Origin of the sequence: Leucobacter weissii, from assembly GCF_017565745.1 — a bacterium.
Classification (GTDB): Bacteria; Actinomycetota; Actinomycetes; order Actinomycetales; family Microbacteriaceae; genus Leucobacter; species Leucobacter weissii.
On the sequence record NZ_JAGDYM010000002.1, the window covers coordinates 29031 to 50654 of the forward strand.

A 21624-nucleotide genomic window follows, 5' to 3' on the forward strand; every position below is an offset into this window, starting at 1 on the left:
AGGCGGCGGCCCGCCGCCTCGCTGCGCGGCCGGACGCTACCCGATCGTGGCGAAGCGCTCCACGTCGGCGGAGGATCCGCTGACGATGATGAGGTCGTGCGGCGACACCACCGTGTCCTGGGTGGCGTGGGTGAACGGCTGCCCCGGCGTCTTCACCCCGACCACCGTGACCCGGTAGCGGGTGCGCACCCCGCTCTCCTTGAGCGCCAGCCCGCGGATCGAGCGCGGCGGGTACATCTTGGCGATCACGTAGCTGTCGTCGAACTGGATGAAGTCGAGCATGGCGCCGCTCAGCAGGTGCGCCACCCGCTCCCCGGCCTCGCGCTCCGGATAGATGACGTGGTTCACCCCGATCCGCTCGAGGATCTTCCCGTGCGAGTGCGAGATGGCCTTCGCCCAGATCTGGGGCACGCCCAGGTCGACGAGGTTCGAGGCGATGAGCACGCTGGACTCGATCGAGGCGCCGGTCGCGACGACCGCGATCTTGAACTCCTCCGCGCCGATCTGGCGCAGGGCGTCCATCGAGCGCGCATCGGCCTGCACGGCGTGGGTGACGCGGTCGGCCCATTTCTGGACGAGTGCGGGGTCGGTGTCGACGACGAGGACCTCTCGGTCCTGCCGGTCGAGCTGACCGGCGGTCGCGGCGCCGAAGCGGCCGAGACCGATGACGAGGACGGGGGCGTCGCTGCGGATGTCAACCAACGATCGGCCTTTCTTCTGGTAGGCGGAACATGCGGCGGCGGCTGGTCGCCGCGACGGCCGCGGCGAGCGTGACCGTCCCCACGCGTCCCGCCCACATGGTGGCGGAGAGGATGTACTTGCCGGCGTCCGGGAGCTCCTCGGAGACGCCGGCGCTGAGGCCGCAGGTGCCGAACGCCGAGATCACCTCGAACAGCACGACGTCGAGCGGCAGCTTCGTCAGGTGCATGATCGCGATGGTCGCGACCGCGACGATCGAGGAGCCCCAGATGACGATGGAGACGGCGAGGCGCAGCACCTCGACCGGGATGCGTCGGTCGAACACCTGGATGTCCTGGTAGCCGCGGGCCTCGGCGTAGGCGGCGAGGAACAGGACCGCGATGGTGGTGACCTTGATCCCGCCCGCGGTCGAGGCGGAGCCGCCGCCGACGAACATGAGCATGTCGAGGACGAGCATGGTCGACCCGTTCATGTCGAGCGGATCGACCACGCCGAGGCCGCCCGAGCGGGTCATGACCGACATGTAGCCGGAGCTCATCATCGTCTGCCAGAAGGTCTCCTCGCCGAACGTCGCCGGGTTGTCGAACTCGAGGCCCGCGATCGCCAGCCAGCCGACGATCACGAACGCGATCGTCGTGGTCAGCGTGAGCTTCGTGTGCAGGCCGAGCCTCCGGTGGCGGGACCGCTCGCCGCTGCGCGTGACGAAGCGGTAGAGCGCGAAGATGACGGGGAACCCGATGCTGCCGAGGAACACGCCGATCGCGAGCACGCCGAGCATGTAGGGGTCGGTGGCGAACGGCTCGAGCCCGCTCGGCATCGGCACGAAGCCCGTGTTGGTGAAGGCGGAGGCGGCCAGGTAGAAGCCGTACCAGAGGGCGTGCCAGATGTCGTAGCCGGCCGCCAGCAGGCGCGGCGTGATCAGCAGGGTGAGCGCGGCCTCGATGATGAGCAGGCTGAGCGCGACGGCGGCGAGCAGCCCGCCGATCTCGCCGAGCCCCACGGCCTGGCTCTCGCTCGCGCCCTTCACGGCGCGCGCCGGGTTGGTGTCGCTGGCGGCGAGCAGGCGCTGCCGCAGACCGAGCCTCCGGGTCACGGTGAGTCCGAGGATGCTGGCGAGCGTGAGCACGCCGATGCCGCCGATCTGCAGGCCCGCGAGGATGACGATGTCGCCGAAGAGCGACCAGTGGCTCGCCATGTCGAGCGTCGTGAGGCCCGTCACGCAGATCGCGGAGACCGCGGTGAACACCGCGTCGGCCAGCGGCGTCACGGTGCCCGCGCGCGTGGCCAGGGGCAGGGAGAGCAGCGCCGTCCAGACCAGGATCAGGGCGCTGAAGATCAGCAGCGCGAAGCGCGCCGGCGACGACTGGATGATCGCGTGCAACCAGGTCTTCCGGGACAGCGGGGTCTGGGCCCGCAGAGCCGCAGAATGGGCCTTCACGTCGCCTTCCCCCTCCGGCTCGGCGCCGCGTCGGAGAGATTCGCGGCAGGTTCTTCATCATGCTACCCGCGAAGCGGGCTACGCTTATGGGCATGCCAGACATTTTCGGAGTGATCGCCGACGCGAACCGGCGCGACATCCTGCAGGTGCTGCTCGAGCGCTATGCGCAGGGCGCCGAGATCAGCGTCTCCGAGATCGTCACGCAGCTGGAGATCAGCCAGCCCACCGTGTCGAAGCACCTGAAGGTCCTGCGCGAGGCCGACCTGGTCACCGTGCGCGAGGACGGGCAGCACCGCTTCTACTCGCTCGATCCCGAGCCGCTCGAGCTGGTCGAGGACTTCGTGATCCCGTTCCTCTCGGTGGGCTTCGAGACCGAGGTGACCGTCGAGTACCGTTCGGAGACGGGGGAGCTCCTGCCCGACCCCGAGGCGGGCGACACCGAGGTGCTCCCCGAGGAGCTGGCCACGGCCGCGGAGCGGATCGGCCGGGCGGCGGCGAATGCGGAGCACCGGGTCAAGGAGCTCGTGGCGAGGTTCCGACTGGGGGACTGACCGCCCCCGCGGTTCGACCCCTGGCCCGCCCGATCATGACGCGCGCACACGAGCCCTCGACCGGCGAGTCCGTCGACGCCTCCCACGAGGTGCGCAAGACCATCGCCGTCAACATGCGCAAGACCCGCCTGTCGCGGGGACTCAGCATCCGCGAGCTGGCCGAGCGCACGGGCATCAGCGCCGCGCTGCTCTCGCAGATCGAGCGGGGCAACGCGAACACCACGATCGACGCCCTCACCAAGCTGGCGGTGGCGCTGGATCTCTCCTTCGCGGATCTCACCTGGCGGTACCTCGCCGAGCCGCAGGTGGTGCGCGCCCACGAGGGGGATGTCGTCGAGCACCCCTCGGGCGCCGTGCGCACGGTCTTCGGATCGACCGACCGGCGCCGGTTCGAGATCTCCATCGGCGTGGTCGAGGCCGGCCGCCTGAGCGAGCGATCCACCCACGGCATCGGCTCCGTCGAGTACACCGTGGTGATCTCGGGCGGAGTCACCGTGGAGACACCGGAATGGAGCATCCTCCTCGATCGCGGAGATGCCGTCCGCTTCTCCGGGGAGCTGGAGCACGCCTACCGCGCCGGCGCGGAGCGCGCCGAGATCCTCACCCTCGTCTCCTCGACCGATGACTGGAACGGCTCCGCCGAGCCGGAGGAGCCGAACGCCTAGGCACACTCGTTTCCTCGATCGGGCGCTCATGCCTGGTCCGTGGGTCGATCCGGGCTGCCGTCCGGTTCGTATTCCGCCTGCCCCCGGGGGGGCTTTCCGTTCCAGGGGGTGGATTCCTTTCCCTCGGGGGTATCTTTCGCTTCCGGGGGCACGTTACTGCGGTTCACCGAGGTACCCCCCGAGTCCCAACGTACTTCCGGACGCACAGCCACCGCGCGCCGCGCGCCCGCGGGCTACGCCGAGGCCGGGTGCAGCACGATGACGCCGCGGTAGGCGGGGTCGCCCCACCAGGTGATGGCGTCGACGTCGGACGCCGCGATCGGCAGATCGTGGGTGTCGACCCAGGACTCGCCGTTCTCGGCGTCGATCCAGGGGTCGTGCAGCAGGAAGAATCCGTCGCGGTAGCCGTGGGCGAGCACCCAGTGGGCGCAGGCCGTTCCGTGCAGCAGCAGCTCGTCGATGAGCAGCAGTACGGGACGGTCCGCCGAGACGTGCGCCGCGATCTCGTCCACCGTGGTCAGCCGGTGACGCACGGGGATCCCCAGCTCGGCCGCGCGGTCCTCGTCGTCGGCGTCCACGAGGGCGCGCACCTCCAGGCCGACCTCGTCGCCGAGGTGCTCGTTCAGGAGCGGGCCCGAGGTGCTGACCTCCACCTCGGGGCGGTAGACGTCGAGGTCGGCGTGCACCGCCAGCCCGGTCGGCCCGCAGCCCGGGAAGTGCGCCGCGCGACGCCAGATCCGCAGCTCCTGCGCGCGGGTGATGCCGCCGTCCGAGGCCCCGGCCTGCGCCATCAGCAGCGCGACCGGCCCGCAACTGTACTCCGTGGTCTGGCGGTAGTAGGGGAACGACCGGTGGGGCCAGTCGTCGAGATAGCGCACGTAGCCGGCCGCCGCCGCGGTTCCGGCGCCGGACGGGATCGGCGCGGGCAGGGGCGAGAAGCCGTTCCGGAGCGCGTGCGCCCCGGCGCCGCCGTCGGCATCCTCCCACTTCACGCTCGCCACGCCGCCCCGGCCGCGCGCCTCGTCGAGCAGCGCCGCGACGGCCGCGTCCAGAGCCGCGTCGTTCAGCGCGCGGAGCCGGGCGATCTTGCGGTAGGCGGTGTGCGGCCGGTGCGTGACCAGCAGCGCCGCCTCGACGCCGTGCTCGCCGCGCAGCTCGACGACCTCGGGGTGGTAGACCTCGGGGATCGCGAGCCAGGCGTCCCGCTCCTCCTCGCCCAGCAGGGCGGCGAGTTCGTCGCCGGAGTCCTGCCCGAGCGCGAGCGCGCGGGGGCGGATGGAAGCGGTCGGTCGGTGCGTCACGGGATCTCCTGGGGGTCTGGGCGGTCGTCTGGTCGCGCGGGGTGGAACGCCGGGGCCGGGCGGGCGTCGTCGATCAGCTGCCGGGTATACGCGTGCTGCGGCGCCGAGAGGACGTCGCGCCTCGGGCCGCTCTCCACCACACGGCCGTCGAGCAGCACGAGCACGCGGTCGGCGAGCTGGTTGATCACCCCCAGGTCGTGAGAGATGAACAGCAGCGAGAGGCGCTCCGAGCGTCGCAGCTCCGACAGCAGGTTGAGGATCTGCGCCTGCACCGAGACGTCCAGCGCCGAGACGGACTCGTCGCAGATCAGGATCTCCGGCTCGAGCGCCAGTGCCCGCGCGATGGCCACGCGCTGGCGCTGGCCGCCGGAGAGATCCCCGGGCCGGCGCGTCGCGAAGGCGGCGGGCAGCCCCACGCGCTCCAGGAGCGCCCCGGTCCCGCCGGGATCCCGCCCCGCGATGCGCAGCACCTCCCGCAGCGCGAAGCCGACGGTGTGCGCGGGGTTGAGGGCCGACGCGGGGTCCTGGAACACGATCTGCACCGCGCCGGATCCGGCGGCCCGCCGAGCCGCAGCGCTCCGGGGCGCGGTTCTCCGTGCCGCGGCGCGCGCCCCGGCTCCGCCGGGCGTCTCGATCGTGCCCCGCTCCGCCTGCTCCAGCCCCACGATGCAGCGGGCCAGGGTGGTCTTGCCCGAGCCGGACTCGCCGACGATGCCGAGCACCTCCCCCCGCTCGAGCTCGAAGGAGACGTCGTCGAGCGCCGTGGCGGCGCCGAAGCTCTTGGTGAGCCGCGCGACCCGCAGGACGACCTCGCCCGCCGGCCCCTCCGCCGTCTCCGCGGTCCCCGCCGGAGCCGACGGCTCGGGGCGGGGATCCGCGGCGACGGGACGGACGCGGGGGAGGGGAGCGCCGGCCTCGTAGGCGGCGACCTCGCGGCCCTTCTCGCGGCCGTCCTCGATCCGGAGCAGTCGGGGTGGCGGCACCTCGCGCACCCGGGCGGCCTCCGCGTAGCCGTCGCCGAAGGTGAGGCCGGGCGGCGGGCGGTGCTCCGCCGTCTCGATCCAGGGCACGGTGGGCAGGCGGTCCGCGCGGTGATCGATCGAGGTGCTGGCGGCGAGCAGGCCCGCCGTGTAGGGGTGGAGCGGGCGTTCGAGCACGTCGGCGGTCGCGCCCCGTTCGACGACGGATCCCGCGAGCAGCACCGTCGTGCTCGCCGCGTACCCGCGCACCAGATCGAGATCGTGGCTGATGAGGACGACGGCGAGCCCCCGGCTGCGCTGCAGCTCCGCGAGCAGCTCGAGGATCCCGCCCTGCGTTGACGCGTCGAGCGCCGTGGTGGGCTCGTCGGCGAGCAGCACGTCGGGGTCGGCGGCGAGCGCCGCGGCGATGGCGGCGCGCTGCCGCATCCCGCCCGAGAGCTGGTGCGGATACTGCGCGGCGACCCGCTCGGGCAGGCTCACCTCGGAGAGGCGCTCGGACACCAGCCGGCGCAGTCGTCCCGCATCGCCGAACGTGCGCCGTCCCCGCCCGGTGCGGCGCGCCGCGGAGACGGTGTCGGCGATCTGGCGCCCCACGGTGTGCACGGGGCTCAGGCTGGTGAACGGGTCCTGCAGCAGCAGCGCGATCCGACGACCGCGCAGGCCGTCCCAGTCCGCCTCCCGCGATCGCGCGAGATCGAGCGAGGCGCGGTCGGTCCCGTCCCGCGCGCCGCCCAGTCGCACCGTGCCGCGGGCGGAGAGCGCGGGCGGCAGCAGCCCGATCATCGCGCGGGCCGCGAGCGACTTGCCGGATCCGGACTCGCCGACGATGGCCGCCGTCTCGCCGGCGGCGACGCTCAGCGAGAGCCCCCGCACGATCGGCCGGTCTCCCGCGGAGACGTCGAGATCCCGCACCTCGAGCACGGACGCGGTGCGCGCTCCCGGCGAGGGGTGGGCGCCGCGCGCGTCCGGCGTCGCGCCGATGCCGTGGTTCATCGCTCCGCGCCCCCGTCCGGCCCCTCCGCCGTGCCGCGCGCGGCATACCGCTCCGAGAGCCAGTCGCCGAGCAGGTTGACGGCGCACGCCACGGCGATGATGAGCAGGGCCGGCACCCACACCGCGGCGGGGTTGTCGGCCATGATGAGCCTCCCGTCGGCGAGCTGCCGGCCCCAGTCGGCGCTGCCCGGCGGCACGCCGAGGCCCAGGAAGGAGAGCGAGGAGAGGGCGACGAGCGCGAAGGCCACGTTGAGCAGGAGGTTGGTCACCACGAGCGGCAGCACGTTCGGCAGGATGTGCACGAACATGATCCGGCCCGAGCCGACCCCGGCGACGCGCGCCGACTCGATGTAGGGCCTGGCCGACTGCTCCAGCACCGCGGCGCGCACGATCCTGATGTCGGAGGGGCTGAAGAGCAGGATGAGCAGCGCGACGGTCAGCCAGTAGCCCGCGCCGAAGACGCCCACGACCACGATGGCGACGAGCACCACGGGGAGCGCGAACAGCAGGTCGGACCACCGGGAGACGGCGAAGTCGACGACGCCGCGCCGGTAGCCCGCGAGCGTGCCGAGCAGCACGCCGAGCACCGCCGAGCCCAGCGCGATGACGAGCGGGCCCGCGATGGCCGAGCGCGCCCCGGCGACGGAGAGCTGCCAGATGTCGCGCCCGAGCTGATCGGTGCCGAGGGGGTGCCCCGGCGCCCCGGCGGGCAGGAGGGCGTCGAGGATCTCCTGCCGCGTCGCATCGGGGTAGAGGATCGGCCCGAGGATCGCGGCCAGCAGCGCGAGCGCGACGATCACGGCGGCGGCGGCGATGAGGCCGGGCACGCGGGCGAGGCGCCGGGTCGGGCCGAGACGGCGGGCGCCCGCCGCGACCGCGCCGGTCTCGAGGCCGGCGCCGGCCTCGACGGCGGTGACGGTCTCGCGCGCCGAGCCGGGCTCCGACGTGCGCCGCTGCCCGCTCACCGTCGGAGCCTCGGGTCGAGGGCGGCGTAGAGCAGGTCGACGACGATCGCCACGCCGACGATCACCGCGGCCACCAGGAGGGTGACCGCCTGCACGACGGGGACGTCCTTGAAGATCACGGCGTCCTCCAGCAGCGTGCCGATGCCGGGCAGCGCGAACACGGTCTCGACGAAGATCGCGCCGCCGACCAGATAGGTGAGCACGAGGCCGGCGCCGGTGACGATCGGGATGGCCGCGTTCCGCAGGGCCAGGCCGCGCACGCGCCGGGCCGGCAGGCCGCGTGCCCGGGCGGAGACGATGTACTCCTGCTCGAGCTCGCGGATCACGGCCGTGCGGGTGATCTTCGTGAGGATCGCTCCGAGGCCGAGGGCGAGGGCCGCGGAGGGCAGCACCAGATGCCACAGGGTGTCTGCGCCCCCGCCGCCGATGCCGTAGAGGGGGAACCAGCCCAGCGCGAAGGCGAACACGTAGAGGAGCAGCAGGCTCGTCGCGAACGCCGGGGCGCTGATCCCGAGGATCGCGACGACCGTGATGGACCGGTCGAGCGCGGATCCCGGCCTGAGGGCGCTCAGCACGCCGAGCGGGATCGAGACCGCCGCGGCGAGGACGAACGCGCCGAGCGCGAGCAGCACGGTGTTGCCGGCCCGGGCGAAGATGACGTCGGCCACGGCCGATTGATGGCGGACGGACTGACCCAGGTCGCCGCTCAGCGCATTGCCGAGCCAGTGCAGGTACTGCAGATGGACGGGGTCGTCCAGGCGGTACTGCTCGCGGATGACGGCCACCGCCTCCGGAGACACGTCCTTGGGGCCCAGGATGTTCCTGACGATGTCGCCGGGGGCGAGGTGCACGAGCGAGAACACGAGCACCGAGATGACGAAGAGCAGCGCGAGCGCGCCGAGCACGCGCAGCGCGAGCATCCGGAGGAGCGGATGCCCGCGCTGCGCGCGACCCGAGGCGCCCGGGGTCATCCGGCGCTGCGCTGGAGCTTCGCCGGCCACGGCGAGACGAAGCTGAACGTGCCGTAGTCGGGCAGGGAGACGCCGTTCGAGAACGCCGTCGCGCGCTCGCCCCACCAGAGCGGGAAGTAGGCGTTGTCGGCGGCCTGCAGGCGGTTCGCCTCGATCAGGAGCTCGAGCCGCTTCGTCTCGTCGAGCTCGCTCCGCGCGGCGGTCAGCGCATCGGTCACCTCGGGGTTCTCGTACTTGGCCAGGTTCTCCGGCCCGAGGAACCACGAGGTGAGCTCGGCGGGATCCCCGGTGGTCGAGGAGTAGGACATGAAGCTCAGCCCGTGCTCGCCGTCGCCGAGCGTCTCGAACCACTGCGAGATGGGCAGCTCGGTCACGGTCACGGAGATCCCGATCTCCTCGAGGTTCTGGGCGAGGGACTGCGCGGCGAGGCCCAGCTCGGGCAGGGTGTTGGGGTAGGTCAGCTCGGTCTCGAAGCCGTCGGCGTGCTCCGAGGCGGCGAGTTCGGCCCCGGCCGTGTCGAGGTCGAAGGCGTAGCCGGGCAGCTCGCCGAGGCGCTGCCGCGCCTCCTCGGGCGAGAACGCGGTCTCGAGCTGCGAGGGCGTGAGCAGCGCCGTGGCCACCTCGCCGTGCCCGTTCAGCACCTTCTCCACGACGCTCGCGCCGTCGAAGCTGTGGGCGACGGCGTTCCGCACGTGCACGTCGTCGAACGGCGCGAGCGAGGTGTCGAAGGTGAGGCCCACGTAGGAGCGATCCGGCGTGTAGGCCACCTCGATGTTCTCCGAGCCCTCCCACTGCGCGGACTGCTGCAGGGGCACGTTGAACGACAGGTCGAGGTCGCCGCTCTGCTGCGCGAGCAGCCGGGTGTTCTCGTCCGGGATGATCTCGAAGCGGATGCTCTCGTACTCGGCCTCCCCTCCCCACCAGGTGTCGACGCCGGTGAAGGTGATGTGCGAGTCCGGCACGAACTCGCTGGCCTGGTAGGGGCCGGTGCCGAGGAGGAGGCCCTCGCCGGTGCCGATGTCGTCGCCGTGCTCCTCCCAGTAGGCGGCCGGAGCCACGAAGAGCCCGGCTGAGGCGCTGGGGATCCAGGTGAACCCGACGTCGGGCTCCGCGAGTCGGATGGTGATCTCGTTCTCGCCGGTCTCCTCGGCGCTCTCGAGGTTGCCGTACCAGGTGGCGAACTGCGGCGAGACCTCGGCGTCCTGCGACTTCTCGATGCTCACCAGGATGTCGTCGACGGTCACGGGGGTGCCGTCCTGGAACTTCGCGTCATCGCGGATCCGATAGACGTAGGTCTGCGGATCCGGTTGCTCCCACGATTCCGCGAGTCCCGGCTGCAGATTGCCGGTGGCGTCGACGGAGACCAGGCCCTCCGCGGCGATCGCCGCGACGTAGTAGTTGAGGATGCCGGCCTCCTGGCCGGGATAGAGGTTCTCGAGCGATCCCGGGAGGGCGACCGTCAGCTGCTCGGTGTCGCCGTCGCTCGGAGCGCCGCCCCCCGTCTGCGGGGCGCAGCCGCTCGCCAGCAGGGCTGCCGCGAGGGCGGCGGCGGTGGCGATCGAGGCCGGGCCTCGCCGTTGGATTCGTGTGGGTCTGGGCATGTCGGGGATCCCTCGGTTTCTGTGCGGCGAACGGATGGCGGGCCTCCCGGGCGCCGCCGGGCATCCCGATGAGATTGTTTGCCAGTTCTTGCTACTTGACTATTTATGGTAAACACTCTTCGGGACCGTCGCGACGGATTCCCGTCATGAAACGACATATTGGCGGGTCTCCGCGCCCCCGCGTCCGGGACGGGATTCCCCGAGCACCGGCTGGTGGGTGTAGCATAAGGTGTTTGAAGGATCGGGTTCTCGGTCCGAGGACTTTGTGAGGTATATACGTGGGTTCAGTCATCAAGAAGCGGCGCAAGCGCATGTCGAAGAAGAAGCACCGCAAGCTGCTTCGCAAGACGCGTCACCAGCGCCGCAACAAGAAGTAACCGCATCGGCCGGTGAAGTCGGCGTCGGGCGTCATCGCCCGGCGCCTTTTGCCGTCCCTGTCGCAGGGGGAGCGGGATGAGGCTGCGCAGCACCGTCTTCGACATCGCACTCGCTGCGGCGCTGTGGGCCGTCACCTGCCTGCCCCCGCTCAGCCTCGAGTTCGGCCCGCTGGCCGTGGTGGACTCCGCGCCGAGCGCGTGGGCGATGTTCGCGCTCTCGTCGGCGCTCGTCCTCCCCCTCGCGTGGCGCCGATCGCACCCCACCGTCTCGGGCGGGATCGTGGTCGGCCTCCACGTGCTGCAGCTCGCGCTCGGCGTGTCGATCGCGCCCGCGAACATCTCGGCGCTGTTCACGGCCTATGCGCTCGCCGCCTACGGACCGAGGTGGGCCGGACGTGCGGCGCTGGTGATCGGGCTCGCGGGATCCGCGCTCGCCCCGATCCGCTACGGCTTCGCCTCCCCGATCGACTTCGCCGTGTTCATGCTCCTGCTGGCGGTGAGCGTGCTCGCCAGCTGGCTGCTGGGCAAGCTGGTGCGCTCGCGCCGGGAGATCTGGCGGCAGATGAGCGAACGGGCCGAGCGGCTGGAGCGGGAGCGGGAGCAGGAGCGATCGCTCGCCGCGGCGGACGAGCGCACGAGGATCGCGCGCGAGATGCACGACATCGTGGCGCACTCGCTCTCGGTGATCGTGGCCCAGGCAGACGGCGGCTCGTACGCCGCATCGCGGTCGCCCGAGCAGGCGCGGGAGGCGCTGCGGACCATCGCCCGCACCGGGCGCGACTCGCTCGCCGAGATGCGGCGGCTGCTCGGGGTGCTGCGCGACGGCGGGCCGGCGACGGCCGGCCCGACCCCCTCGCTCGCGGACATCGACGCGCTGATCGGAGACGTGCGGCGCAGCGGCGTCGAGATCGAGGTGCTGCGCGTCGGCGCGCTCGCCGACCTCGCGCTGCCGCAGGGCGCGGAACTCGCGGTCTACCGCGTGGTGCAGGAGGCCCTGACGAACGTCATGAAGCACGCCGGGCCGGGCGTGCGCGCGGTGGTGCGCCTGGAACGGGACGACGCGGGGCTGCTCGTGGCCGTGCTGGACGACGGTCGCGGCGCGGCCGCCGATCCCGCGAGTCGCGGCAGCGGCCAGGGCGTGCGCGGGATGGCCGAGCGCGTGGGGCTCTACGGGGGCACGCTCGTGGCGCAGCCGAGGATCGGCGGCGGCTTCGAGGTGCGGGCGCACTTCCCGCAGGGGTAGTGTCGGCTGAGGAGACGGAGAGGCGGAGCGATGACCGGAGCGGAGATCCGAGTGGCGCTGGTCGACGACCAGCAGCTGGTGCGGGGCGGCTTCGGCATGCTCATCGGCTCGCAGCCGGATCTCGTGGTGGTCGGCGAGGCGGGCGATGGGCTGGCCGCGATCGAACTGCTCGAGGGCACCCCCGCCGACGTCGTCCTGATGGACGTGCGCATGCCCGGCATGAACGGGATCGACGCGACCCGGGCGATCCTGGAGCGACCGGATCCCCCGCGGGTGATCGTGCTCACGACCTTCGACCTCGACGACTACGTGCTCGAGGCGATCCGGGCCGGCGCGAGCGGGTTCCTGCTGAAGGACGCCGAGCCGGAGGAACTGCTCCGGGCCATCCGCTCCGTGCACCGCGGCGACGCCGTGATCTCCCCGTCGATGACGCGCCGCCTGCTCAGCCACGTCGGCCCGATGCTCGGCTCGGAGGGCGCGTCGGACCCGGCGCGGACGGCCGATGGCGCGGAGGCCGCGGCGGCGTCCGGCCTCGTGGAGATGGCCGCTTCGCTGACGGCTCGCGAGCGGGAGGTGCTCGAACTCGTCGCGCAGGGCATGTCCAATGCGGAGATCGCCGCGGCGCTGGTGCTCTCGGAGACCACGGTGAAGACGCACGTGCGCCGGATCCTCGCCAAGACGGCCTCGCGGGATCGCGTGCAGGCGGTCGTCTTCGCCTACGAGGCGGGGATCGTCGCTCCCTGAGCCGATAGCGGCGTCTGCCGGGTGGGGATGAGGATGAGGGGCCGAATCGGCATTCTTGTCACATGAGCGGGAGAGCGACGTGGCATCCTTGCCGGCCACGGCGCGAAAACGCTCCGGAGGGACGAGAATGCCGATTCGGCCCCTCATCCGGGGGCGGTGCGGAGGTCATCCGTGAGGAGGATGCCGGGCATCGCGCGGCCGCTTCGGGCGGGCGAAGATCCTCCCCCGGGTCGATGCCGCGCGCCCCGCAGCGCGGACAGGATGGACGCAGGGGTCGGATCGGCCCCGGCACACGATGCGGCGCGCGCGGCGCTGCGGACTCGGAGAGGGCGGAACGGATGAGCGACGTCGAACAGGGGCGGTACGCGGTGCGGGCCTTGGACCTGACCAAGACCTACGGCAGCGGAGAGACGCAGGTGACGGCGCTCGACCGCGTCGGCGTCACGTTCCGCCGCGGAGAGTTCACCGCGATCATGGGGCCGTCCGGCTCGGGGAAGTCCACCCTCATGCACTGCCTGGCGGGTCTCGACACCTTCGACAGCGGCTCCGCGGCGATCGGCGAGCAGGAGCTCTCGGGCCTGCGCGACCGGGAGCTCACCGTCCTGCGCCGCGAACGCATCGGCTTCGTGTTCCAGGCGTTCAACCTCGTGCCGACCCTCACCGCCGAGCAGAACATCCTGCTGCCCGTCGAGCTGGCCGGCGCCCGCGTGGACCGGGCCTGGATGAGCAGCATCGTCGACGTGCTGGGCATCTCCGAGCGGCTGCGGCACAAGCCTTCCGAGCTCTCCGGCGGCCAGCAGCAGCGCGTCGCGATCGCCCGGGCGCTGCTCTCGCGCCCCGAGGTGGTGTTCGCCGACGAGCCGACCGGCAACCTCGACTCGCGCTCCGGGGCCGAGGTGCTCGCCCTGCTGCGCCGCTCCGCGCGCGAGATGGGGCAGACGATCATCATGGTGACCCACGATCCGCTCGCGGCGTCGTACGCCGATCGGGTGCTGCTGCTCGCCGACGGGCGGATCGCGGGCGAGCTCTCGGACGCCGAGCCCGACGAGATCCTGGCCGCGCTCGGCCGTCTGGGGGCGTGAGCATGCTCAGGGTCGTTCTCGCGAACATCCGCGCGCACCGCGCGCGTCTCGTCGCCGTCTCGCTAGCGGTGCTGCTGGCCGTCGCCTTCATGAGCGCGACGCTGATCCTCGGCAGCTCGATGCGGGCGACGCTGCAGCACTCGCTCGGGCAGGACTACGCCCAGGCCGACCTGGTGGTGGTCGAGGATCCCGAGGCCCAGTACACCGAGGAGGAGATCGACTCCGGGGCCGCCCCGGGGGCCGAGGATCTCGAGAAGCTCGAGCGGGCGGTGAGCGAGGTGCCCGGCGTCGCAGAGGTGTTCGTGCCGCGCGCCCTCGACATCGCGATCGGGTCGGGGGACGTGCAGCAGATCTTCGAGCTCAGGCAGCTCGCGCCGGAGTCGTTCCGGGACGTGACGGTCACGGAGGGGAGGCTGCCCGAGGCGTCCGACGAGGTGGTGATGTGGGATACCGTCGCCGAGCAGTTCGGCCTGGAGCCGGGCGCCCAGCTCGAGATCACCTCCTATGCGGGCACCGCCGACGATTCCGCGCAGGCGGAGGCGAAGCCCGCGACCGTCGTCGGGGTGCTCGAGACGAGCCGCAACCCGTTCGCGGCGGGTCAGCCCGTGATCATCGGCGCGCCGAGCGGGATCGAGCACTTCGCCGCCGCCCCGGAGAACGTGCGCATGGACTACGGGACGCCGGCGCAGATCCTGCTCGACCCGTCCGCCGACCCTGACGCGGCGCGCGCGGCCATCGCGGAGGCGCTGCCGAAGCTGCCCGGATTCCACCCGACGCTGCAGACCCCGGACGACCTCCTCTCCGAGCGGTTGGAGGGCTACACCGGCGCCGCCGACGTGCTCACCCTGGTGATGCTCGCCTTCGTCGCCATCGCGATGCTCGTCGCGGCGCTCGTGATCGCCAACACCTTCGCGGTGATCGTCGCCCAGCGGGCGCGCGAGCTGGCGCTGCTGCGCTGCCTCGGCGCCTCGTCGGGCCAGGTGCGCGGCTCGGTGCTGCTCGAAGCGCTGGTCATGGCCGCGGTGGCCTCGGTGGTCGGGGTGCTCGTCGCCATCGGCCTCATGCTCGGGCTGGTGGCCATCGGCAACGCAGGGGGGCTGGGCGGCACGCTCGGCGTCTTCGGCATGGACTGGACGGCGGTGGTGATCCCGATCCTCGTCGGGATCGTGCTGACGCTCGTGGCGGCGCTCGCCCCGGCGCGGGAGGCGACGCGGGTCTCTCCGCTCGCCGCCATGCGCCCGCTGGACGCGGCGCGCGCCTCGACCCGTGCGGGGGCGCTGCGCCTCGTGGCCGGGCTGGTGCTCTTCTTCGGCGGCTTCGCGCTGCTCGGCGTCGCCGCGTTCCTCGTGGGCCAGGCGGAACTCGCGCTCCTGGTCGCGCTCGGGGGATCCGCCCTCAGCGCCGTCGGCGCGATCATGCTCGCGATCTTCGTCGTGCCCCGGCTCATCGGGTGGCTGGGCCGCCTGATCTCGGCGCGAGTGCCCGGGCGCCTCGCCGCGCTCAACTCGGTGCGGAACCCGCGGCGCACCGCCGCGACCGCGACCGCGCTGCTGATCGGCGTCACGCTCGTCGCGACGGTGTACACGGGCGCCGAGGTGGCGAGGGCCACCTTCAACCAGGGCCTCGACGAGGAGTATCCCGTCGACGTGGTCGTGACGCTGCCGGCCCTGGACGAGAGCGGTGAGGCGGTCGCGCTCGACGCGGCCGCATTCGACCGGATCGCCGCGATCGACGGGGTCGAGGGGCTCACGCCGATGCGGTCCGCCTATTTCCAGGAGGGGGATGGTCGCGTCTGGGAGGCCTGGGCCGTGGACGCGCGGGAGTACGACGCCGTGTCGCGGGTCGCACCCGTCCGCCTCGAAGGCGGGGCGGTCACGATGGCGGATCCGCCGAAGAACGGGGAGATCACGCTGGGCGGCGAGACGATGATGGACGACGCCTCCGCTGAGGAGACGACGCTGAGGGCCCTGCGGGGCGGGGCGCCCGATTCCGTGCTGCTCGTGTCGCCCGAGACCCTCGGGCAGCTGCCCGAGTCGCAGGCCGGGGACGGTGCGCTGCTGCGGCTGAGCGACGGGCTCGACTTCCTGCAGATCAACGAGATCCGCACGCAGATCACCGAGCTGCTGCCGACGTCCTTCGTGGGCGGCGCGGCGCTCGAGCGGGCGGTCTTCGAGCAGATCATCACGACGCTGCTGCTCATCGTCACCGGTCTGCTCGCGGTCGCCATCGTGATCGCCGTGATCGGGGTCGGCAACACCCTGTCGCTCTCGGTGATCGAGCGGACCCGCGAGAACGCGCTGCTGCGAGCGCTCGGGCTCACCCGCGCGCAACTCAGGTGGACGCTCGCGAACGAGGCGATCCTGCTCTCCGTGGTCGCCGCGGTCGCCGGGGTCGTGCTGGGCGTCGCCTACGGCTATCTCGGGGCGCGGTCGGTGCTGAACTCGGTGGGCGAGGTGTCGTTCGCGATCCCGTGGGCGGCGCTCGGGGTCGTGCTGGTGCTCGCGGCGCTCGCGGGGCTGCTCGCCTCGGTGCTGCCGGCGCGGCGGGCGGCGCGGCTCTCCCCGATCGCGGGCCTCGCGGTGGCCTGACCCGTTCCTCCCTCCTTCCCTCCTTCCCTTCCCTTCCCTTCCCTTCCCTTCCCTTCCCTTCCCTTCCCTCTCTCCCCATCCCGGCCGCTCCCTGTCCGCCCGCCTCTACTCCTGCCCCTCCTATCCGCCCTTCTTCCTCCTGACCCGCCCGCCCCTCTCCCCGCGCCCTTTCCGCTGCGATTGGTCCCGAAGTGCCCCTTCGCGAGTGGTGAAAGGGCACTTCGGGGCCAACGGGACGCGGAAAGGCAGGGGAATGAGGATGAGAGTCGCGGTGAGGGCGGGTCAGGAAGGAGAGGAATCTCCGGGAAGGAGCGGCGCGGGAGCGGAGAAGGGAGGAGCACGCGAGGAGCGCGAGAGCGGAGGCGGGAGGAGCGCGGGAGCGGAGATGGGAGCAGATGCGAGAGCAGCGGAGGAGCGGAGAAGGGAGGAGCAGCGAGGAGCGCGGGAGCGGAGGCCGGAGGAGGGCAGGGGCGGAGACGGGATGCGGCCTCGGAGCGGTGCAGACGAGGATCGTAGGAGGAGTACGGGAGGAGCGGGGGACCAGAGACCGGAGCAGCGAGGGAGCGGAGACCGGAGGAGCACGAGAGGAACGCGGGGACGGAGACCGGAGGAGCACGGGAGCGGAGGCGGGAGGAACGCGGGGGCGGAGACGGGAGCGGGGCGTGAGAGGAGGATAGGCTGGGCGGGTGCCGAAACCCGTCTCCCTGCGGCTCCTGACGAAGCCGGGCTGCCATCTCTGCGACGAGGCGCGCGGCGTGGTCGAGCGCGTGTGCGCGGAGGCGCTCGCGGACGGCATCGAGACCGTGCTCGACGAGCGGGACATCCTGAGCGATCCCGCGCTGGCCCGGCGCCACTCCGAGGACATCCCGGTCCTGTTCATCGGCGAGAAGCGGCACGCCGTCTGGCGGGTGGATCCGGAGCGGCTCCGCGCCGCCCTCGACCGGGCCGCTCGACGACGACCCCTCTCAAGACGACCCGGCAATGGAGGATCCCCATGACCCTGCGACACATCGTGACCTGGCGGTTGAGCGGTGCCGACCGCGCGCAGCGCGACGCCCAGGCCGCGGAGATCGCCGCCGCGCTGACGCCGCTCGCCGAGACCGTGGCGAGCGTGCGCGCGCTCGCCGTGCACCGCAACGAGCTCTTCGACGGCGACAACTGGGACGTCACGCTGATCGCCGACTTCGACGACGCCGACGGCCTCGCCGCCTACGCCTCGCACCCGGAGCACGTCGCGGCCGGGGCCGTGGTCAAACGCCACGCGACCGACCGGGTCGCCACCGACTTCACTCTCTAGATCCGCGCCGGCCCCGGAACCGGGGTCGCGTCGGCACCGTATCCGAGCCCGGTCGCGCACCGCGGTGCCCCGATCCGGGCCAACCGCCCGCCTTCGTGACGCGGTGTGACCGGACCCCGTGCGCCGCTCCGGTCTATCTGCGTAGGGTGGGGGCGAGGAGGACCGCGGATGACATCGCTGCTCGAGGAGGAGGCGCTCGAGTTCGTGCGCGAACTCATCCGGATCGAGAGCGTCAACACGGGCGACCCGGCGACCATCGGCGATGGCGAGACCCGGGCGGTCCGCTTCATCCAGGAGCGTCTCCGGGAGGTCGGCATCGCGTCGGAGCTGATCGAGCCGCGTCCGGGCCGGGGCTCGCTCGTCGCGCGCATCCCGGGATCGGATCCGGGCGCCGGCGCGCTGCTCGTGCACGCCCATGTGGACGTCGTGCCGGTCGAGGAGCGCGACTGGACCCGCCCGCCGTTCGCCGCCGAGATCCATGACGGCTACCTCTACGGCCGCGGCGCCGTCGACATGAAGAACTACGCCGGCACCGTGCTGGCGGTCGCGCGCCATCTCGCGCGCGAGCGCATCGCGCCGCGCCGCGACCTGGTGCTGGCCTTCCTCGCCGACGAGGAGGCGGGCGGCCTCTGGGGCGCGGGCTGGCTGGTCGACCGCCGACCGGAGCTGTTCGCCGGCGTCACCGAGGCGATCAGCGAGGTCGGCGGCTTCTCGGTGCCGCTGGACGGCGATGGGCGTCGCGACGAGGACGGCGACGAGGCGCCCGGTGCCGATCCTCGCCGCGCCTACCTGGTGGCGACGAGCGAGAAGGGCGTGGCCTGGGCGACGCTGACCGCGCGGGGGCGTGCGGGGCACGGCTCGCGGCCCACCGAGGACAACGCGGTGGTGCGCCTGGCCGGTGCGGTGCGGCGGATCGGCGAGCACCGCTTCCCGATCGTGCGCTCGCCGGCGGTGACGCGCTTCGTGGAGGCGTTCGCGCGGGCCCGCGGCCTGCGGTTCTCCGATGAGACGATCGAGGCGGATCTGGCGTCGCTCGGCTTCGTGGGCGAGATCATCGGCGCGAGCCTGCGGAACACCGCCACCCCCACCGTGCTCTCCGCGGGAGGCAAGACCAACATCATTCCCGGCGAGGCGACGGCGCGGCTCGACATCCGGGTGCTGCCCGGCCAGGACGCGCCGTTGCGCGAGACGCTCGCCGCGCTCGCCGGTCCCGGCGTCGAGGTGCGCGAGGGGCGGTGGTGGTCGGCGACCGAGGCCCCGGTCGACGCCCCGCTCCTCGATGTGCTGGGCCGCGCGGTCGCGGCGGAGGATCCCGACGGCCTCGTCGTGCCGTACCTGCTGCCGGCGAGCACCGACAACAAGCACTTCGCGCGTCTCGGGATCGCGGGCTACGGCTTCGTGCCGCTGCGCGTGCCGCACGACTTCGACGTGCTCGGGCAGTTCCACGCGGCCGACGAGCGGGTCCCGGTCGACGCGCTGCGCTTCTCGGCGCGCGTCACGGCCCAGATCCTGCGCAAAGCGTAAGAGGTTTCGGTCCCTGAGCTTGTCGAAGAGCCCGACACCATGAGCCGGATGCTTCGGTCTCTGAGCCCTTCGACAAGCTCAGGAACCCTTGTCGAAGGGCTCAGCAACCGGCCACCTATCCGCGGACTCTTTCAGGGGAGCAACCGCGTTGGTCCCCTGAACAGGTACGTGACCTCCCGGATCGACGACTGCTTCAGCAACAGCATGAGCACGCGGCCCAGCCCCATCCCGAACCCGCCGTGCGGCGGAACGCCGTAGCGGAAGAAGTCGAGGTAGAAGCCGAGTTCCGCCGGCTCCAGGCCCTTCTCGCGAGCCTGCGCCTCGAGCACATCCACCCGGTGCTCGCGCTGCGCTCCCGTCGAGATCTCGACGCCCCGGTAGATGAGGTCGTAGCTCTTGGTCAGCGCCGGGTCGCCCTCGTGCCGCATGTGGTAGAACGGGCGGATCGAGGCGTCGTAGTCGGTGAGGAACACGAAGTCGTGGCTCAGCTCCTCGTCGACGTACGCCGCGATTCGACGCTCGCCCTCGGGATCCATGTCGGCGTCGGCGCGAGGCACCTCGTAGCCGCGATCCTTGACGATCTGCTTCGCCTCGGCCAGGGGGATGCGCGGGAACGGACGGGTCGGCACCTCGACCTCGAGGCCGAAGAGCTTCTGGATCGCCTCGCCGTGCTGCTCCTTGACTGCGGTGAGGCCGGCGACGATCAGTTCCTCGTGCAGCGCCATCACGTCTTCGTGCGAGTCGATCCAGCTGAACTCGGTGTCGACCGAGGTGAACTCGGTGGCGTGCCGCGAGGTGAAGGACGGGTCGGCGCGGAACGCCGGGGCGATCTCGAAGACGCCGCCGAAGCCGGCCGACTGCGCCATCTGCTTGTAGAACTGGGGGCTCTGCGCGAGGTAGGCGGTGCCCTCGAAGTAGTCGACCTCGAACAGTTCGGCGCGCGACTCCGACGCCGAGGCCATGAGCTTGGGGGTGTGGATCTCGATGAAGTCGCGGTCGATCCACACCTGCCGCAGCGCGTGCTCGAAGGTGGTCTGCACGCGGAACACGAGGTTCTGCTCGGGGCGGCGCAGGTCGAGGAAGCGCCAGTCGAGGCGCACGTCGATGCCGGAGTCGTTGGCGACGGGGTTGTCGGGCAGCGCGCTCGTGACGACCTCGAGCCGGTCGATCTGGATCTCGACCCCGCCGAGCTTGACCCGCTCGTTGTGCTGCAGCTCTCCGGTCACCGTGACGAAGGTGCCGAGCGTGAGCTCGGCGATCGCGGAGGTGCGCTCGAGCAGGATCTCGCTGCGCGGGTTGTCGGCGTCGGGCTCGCGCAGCACGCCGCCGTTCACCAGTTGCACGGCCCCGCTCTCGTCGCGCAGCACGACGAACTGCACGAACTTCTGGTCGCGAACCTTCTCGACCCATCCGGCGACGCGCACCGGGCCGTCTTCGCGGGCGGCGAGATCCTTGATCAACACACGTTCAGTCACCCCGCCAGTCTAGTAGTGCGGCGCGCCTCATGAGCGACCGTGAGACGGGGTCGCGGTGCCGGGGCGCCCCCGGCACCGCGACGCGTCAGCCCGCCCGGGAGCCCTCCTGATCCCAGGCCGCACGAGCGACGGGACCGATGAGCAGTTCGAGCGAACGCAGGGTGTCCTGGTGCGGCGGATCGATCAGCTGCACCTGCGCCGCGAGTTCGGTGGAGCGCGCCAGAGCGGTGTCGGCCAGCAACTGCTCGGCGACCTCGTCCGGCGTGCCGATGACGGCGTGCCCCTCCTTCCAGATCCGTTCGCGCGTCAGCTCGGTGCCCTCGGGCACGAACTCCTTGCCGCCGGCCCAGCGCGCGAGCGCCCGGTGCGAGGACTCCACGAGCCGTTCCCGATGCTCCTCCTCGAAGACCAGCACCGTGCGAGAGACCGCGATGTCCGGTTCGGCGTCGTGCCCGGTGCGCGAGCGGTACTCGGCGAGTCCCTCTTCGTAGGCGTCGATGATCGGGTTCTGGTAGTCGGCGAGCGTGCGCAGATCATCGGCGGAGCTGCGCGGCTGCCAGCAGGAGAGGAAGAGCCCGTCGCCATCGGAGCCGGCCCGGAAGCTGCTCGCGGGGTCGAGGCAGGCGCGGGACATCCGCCGCGTCAGCTCGCGCCCGGGCGGGAACATCCGCTGTCCCCGGCTGCCCAGCGCCTCCCCGCGCAGCGCCTCGCGGAAGCGCTGCAGCGAACGGGCCCCGATGGCCTTGCGATCATCGAACGAGAGCCCGAACGGCTCCAGGCTGACGACGGTCCCGCCCATCGAGTATCCGATGCGCAGCCGGTCGCCCGAGAGGTGGTTGACCACCGAGGCGTCCTCCGCCGCCCGGATCGGATTCTCGTGCGAGAGCGTGATCACGCTCGTGCCGAGCCGGATCCGGCCGGTCAGCTGCGTGGCCGCGGAGAGCAGGATCAGCGGCGAGGGCAGGCCGCCCCCGCTGTCGCCGCTGAAATGGATCGACGACACCCAGGCCGTGTCGAAGCCCAGTTCATCGGCGCGCACGATCTCGCGCAGCGTGTGCCCGTAGCGCTCCGCGGGCGGCAGGAACTGATCCTGCACCTGCGAGAAGAAGCTGATCCTCATCGAGTTCCTC

General features: G+C 72.1%; 19 protein-coding genes. 10 read left to right on the forward strand and 9 right to left on the reverse strand.

Translation table 11 applies throughout. The features are described from left to right. Positions 1-36 precede the first annotated feature (36 nt). Positions 37-702: a potassium channel family protein gene (locus tag J4H92_RS00905; protein WP_208095145.1), complete on the reverse strand. Its 666-nt coding sequence runs from the start codon at positions 700-702 to the stop codon at positions 37-39. After that, the gene (locus tag J4H92_RS00910; protein WP_208095185.1) at positions 695-2071 is read right to left on the reverse strand and encodes a TrkH family potassium uptake protein; all 1377 of its coding nucleotides are present in this window, start codon (positions 2069-2071) and stop codon (positions 695-697) included. Before J4H92_RS00910 ends, J4H92_RS00905 begins: the two co-directional genes overlap by 8 nt. Before the next feature lie 158 nt (positions 2072-2229). Between J4H92_RS00910 and J4H92_RS00915 the strand changes: the two genes are divergently transcribed. After that, positions 2230-2688 carry an ArsR/SmtB family transcription factor gene (locus tag J4H92_RS00915; protein ID WP_208095146.1) on the forward strand — a complete coding sequence of 153 codons (459 nt, stop codon included), beginning with the start codon at positions 2230-2232 and terminating at the stop codon, positions 2686-2688. A 35-nt stretch (positions 2689-2723) separates the two neighbouring features. Beyond that, on the forward strand, positions 2724-3353 hold the full coding sequence (locus J4H92_RS00920; RefSeq protein ID WP_208095147.1) for an XRE family transcriptional regulator: 630 nt from the start codon (positions 2724-2726) through the stop codon (positions 3351-3353). Between the two features lie 233 nt (positions 3354-3586). Here the strand turns inward: J4H92_RS00920 and J4H92_RS15570 are convergent, their stop codons facing one another. The 5 genes from J4H92_RS15570 to J4H92_RS00945 are packed head-to-tail and all read right to left on the reverse strand — an operon-like array spanning position 3587 to position 10164. Beyond that, a complete protein-coding gene (locus J4H92_RS15570; RefSeq protein WP_208095148.1) occupies positions 3587-4654 on the reverse strand; it encodes a peptidase C39 family protein in 1068 nt (355 codons plus the stop codon). Further along, positions 4651-6627 carry an ATP-binding cassette domain-containing protein gene (locus J4H92_RS00930; RefSeq protein WP_208095149.1) on the reverse strand — a complete coding sequence of 659 codons (1977 nt, stop codon included), beginning with the start codon at positions 6625-6627 and terminating at the stop codon, positions 4651-4653. Before J4H92_RS00930 ends, J4H92_RS15570 begins: the two co-directional genes overlap by 4 nt. Beyond that, positions 6624-7592: an ABC transporter permease gene (locus tag J4H92_RS15655; protein WP_341782952.1), complete on the reverse strand. Its 969-nt coding sequence runs from the start codon at positions 7590-7592 to the stop codon at positions 6624-6626. Before J4H92_RS15655 ends, J4H92_RS00930 begins: the two co-directional genes overlap by 4 nt. Beyond that, entirely contained in the window at positions 7589-8563 is a 975-nt protein-coding gene (locus tag J4H92_RS00940; RefSeq protein WP_208095150.1) for an ABC transporter permease, read from the reverse strand. The genes J4H92_RS15655 and J4H92_RS00940 overlap by 4 nt, the downstream gene beginning before the upstream one ends. Next, positions 8560-10164 (reverse strand): ABC transporter substrate-binding protein, encoded by a 1605-nt coding sequence (locus tag J4H92_RS00945; protein WP_208095151.1) that lies wholly within the window; start codon positions 10162-10164, stop codon positions 8560-8562. The genes J4H92_RS00940 and J4H92_RS00945 overlap by 4 nt, the downstream gene beginning before the upstream one ends. 278 nt (positions 10165-10442) lie before the next feature. Here J4H92_RS00945 and J4H92_RS00950 point away from each other — a divergent pair, with 278 nt between their 5' ends. From J4H92_RS00950 to J4H92_RS00985, 8 genes are all read left to right on the forward strand, one after another. After that, complete coding sequence (locus J4H92_RS00950; protein WP_005504750.1) at positions 10443-10541, forward strand: 30S ribosomal protein bS22; 99 nt, start codon at positions 10443-10445, stop codon at positions 10539-10541. Positions 10542-10617: 76 nt separating this feature from the next. Then, positions 10618-11784 (forward strand): sensor histidine kinase, encoded by a 1167-nt coding sequence (locus J4H92_RS00955; protein ID WP_208095152.1) that lies wholly within the window; start codon positions 10618-10620, stop codon positions 11782-11784. A 30-nt stretch (positions 11785-11814) separates the two neighbouring features. After that, complete coding sequence (locus J4H92_RS00960) at positions 11815-12528, forward strand: response regulator (protein ID WP_208095153.1); 714 nt, start codon at positions 11815-11817, stop codon at positions 12526-12528. A gap of 338 nt (positions 12529-12866) precedes the next feature. Further along, a complete protein-coding gene (locus tag J4H92_RS00965) occupies positions 12867-13610 on the forward strand; it encodes an ABC transporter ATP-binding protein (protein ID WP_208095154.1) in 744 nt (247 codons plus the stop codon). A gap of 2 nt (positions 13611-13612) precedes the next feature. Next, positions 13613-16198 carry an ABC transporter permease gene (locus tag J4H92_RS00970; RefSeq protein WP_208095155.1) on the forward strand — a complete coding sequence of 862 codons (2586 nt, stop codon included), beginning with the start codon at positions 13613-13615 and terminating at the stop codon, positions 16196-16198. 686 nt (positions 16199-16884) lie between these two features. After that, positions 16885-17196 (forward strand): glutaredoxin family protein, encoded by a 312-nt coding sequence (locus J4H92_RS00975; protein WP_341782953.1) that lies wholly within the window; start codon positions 16885-16887, stop codon positions 17194-17196. Continuing rightward, positions 17193-17495: a Dabb family protein gene (locus J4H92_RS00980; protein WP_208095156.1), complete on the forward strand. Its 303-nt coding sequence runs from the start codon at positions 17193-17195 to the stop codon at positions 17493-17495. The genes J4H92_RS00975 and J4H92_RS00980 overlap by 4 nt, the downstream gene beginning before the upstream one ends. 168 nt (positions 17496-17663) lie before the next feature. Then, positions 17664-19019, forward strand: a complete 1356-nt coding sequence (locus J4H92_RS00985) for a M20/M25/M40 family metallo-hydrolase (RefSeq protein ID WP_208095157.1) — start codon at positions 17664-17666, stop codon at positions 19017-19019. A 131-nt stretch (positions 19020-19150) separates the two neighbouring features. On the opposite strand, the gene aspS is transcribed toward J4H92_RS00985, so the two are convergent. Both aspS and J4H92_RS00995 read right to left on the reverse strand, forming a co-directional pair. After that, positions 19151-20494, reverse strand: a complete 1344-nt coding sequence (aspS, locus tag J4H92_RS00990) for an aspartate--tRNA(Asn) ligase (RefSeq protein ID WP_341782954.1) — start codon at positions 20492-20494, stop codon at positions 19151-19153. Between the two features lie 85 nt (positions 20495-20579). Next, a complete protein-coding gene (locus J4H92_RS00995; protein WP_208095158.1) occupies positions 20580-21614 on the reverse strand; it encodes an LLM class flavin-dependent oxidoreductase in 1035 nt (344 codons plus the stop codon). Positions 21615-21624 lie beyond the last annotated feature (10 nt).

Bases quoted from the DNA above. Each gene is read 5' to 3' on its own strand.
- J4H92_RS00915 (WP_208095146.1), top strand. From the start codon at position 2,230: ATGCCAGACATTTTCGGAGTGATCGCCGACGCGAACCGGCGCGACATC.
- J4H92_RS00920 (WP_208095147.1), top strand. From the start codon at position 2,724: ATGACGCGCGCACACGAGCCCTCGACCGGCGAGTCCGTCGACGCCTCC.
- J4H92_RS00930 (WP_208095149.1), bottom strand. From the start codon at position 6,627: ATGAACCACGGCATCGGCGCGACGCCGGACGCGCGCGGCGCCCACCCC.
- J4H92_RS00940 (WP_208095150.1), bottom strand. From the start codon at position 8,563: ATGACCCCGGGCGCCTCGGGTCGCGCGCAGCGCGGGCATCCGCTCCTC.
- J4H92_RS00945 (WP_208095151.1), bottom strand. From the start codon at position 10,164: ATGCCCAGACCCACACGAATCCAACGGCGAGGCCCGGCCTCGATCGCC.
- J4H92_RS00955 (WP_208095152.1), top strand. From the start codon at position 10,618: ATGAGGCTGCGCAGCACCGTCTTCGACATCGCACTCGCTGCGGCGCTG.
- J4H92_RS00960 (WP_208095153.1), top strand. From the start codon at position 11,815: ATGACCGGAGCGGAGATCCGAGTGGCGCTGGTCGACGACCAGCAGCTG.
- J4H92_RS00965 (WP_208095154.1), top strand. From the start codon at position 12,867: ATGAGCGACGTCGAACAGGGGCGGTACGCGGTGCGGGCCTTGGACCTG.
- J4H92_RS00970 (WP_208095155.1), top strand. From the start codon at position 13,613: ATGCTCAGGGTCGTTCTCGCGAACATCCGCGCGCACCGCGCGCGTCTC.
- J4H92_RS00980 (WP_208095156.1), top strand. From the start codon at position 17,193: ATGACCCTGCGACACATCGTGACCTGGCGGTTGAGCGGTGCCGACCGC.
- J4H92_RS00985 (WP_208095157.1), top strand. From the start codon at position 17,664: ATGACATCGCTGCTCGAGGAGGAGGCGCTCGAGTTCGTGCGCGAACTC.
- J4H92_RS00995 (WP_208095158.1), bottom strand. From the start codon at position 21,614: ATGAGGATCAGCTTCTTCTCGCAGGTGCAGGATCAGTTCCTGCCGCCC.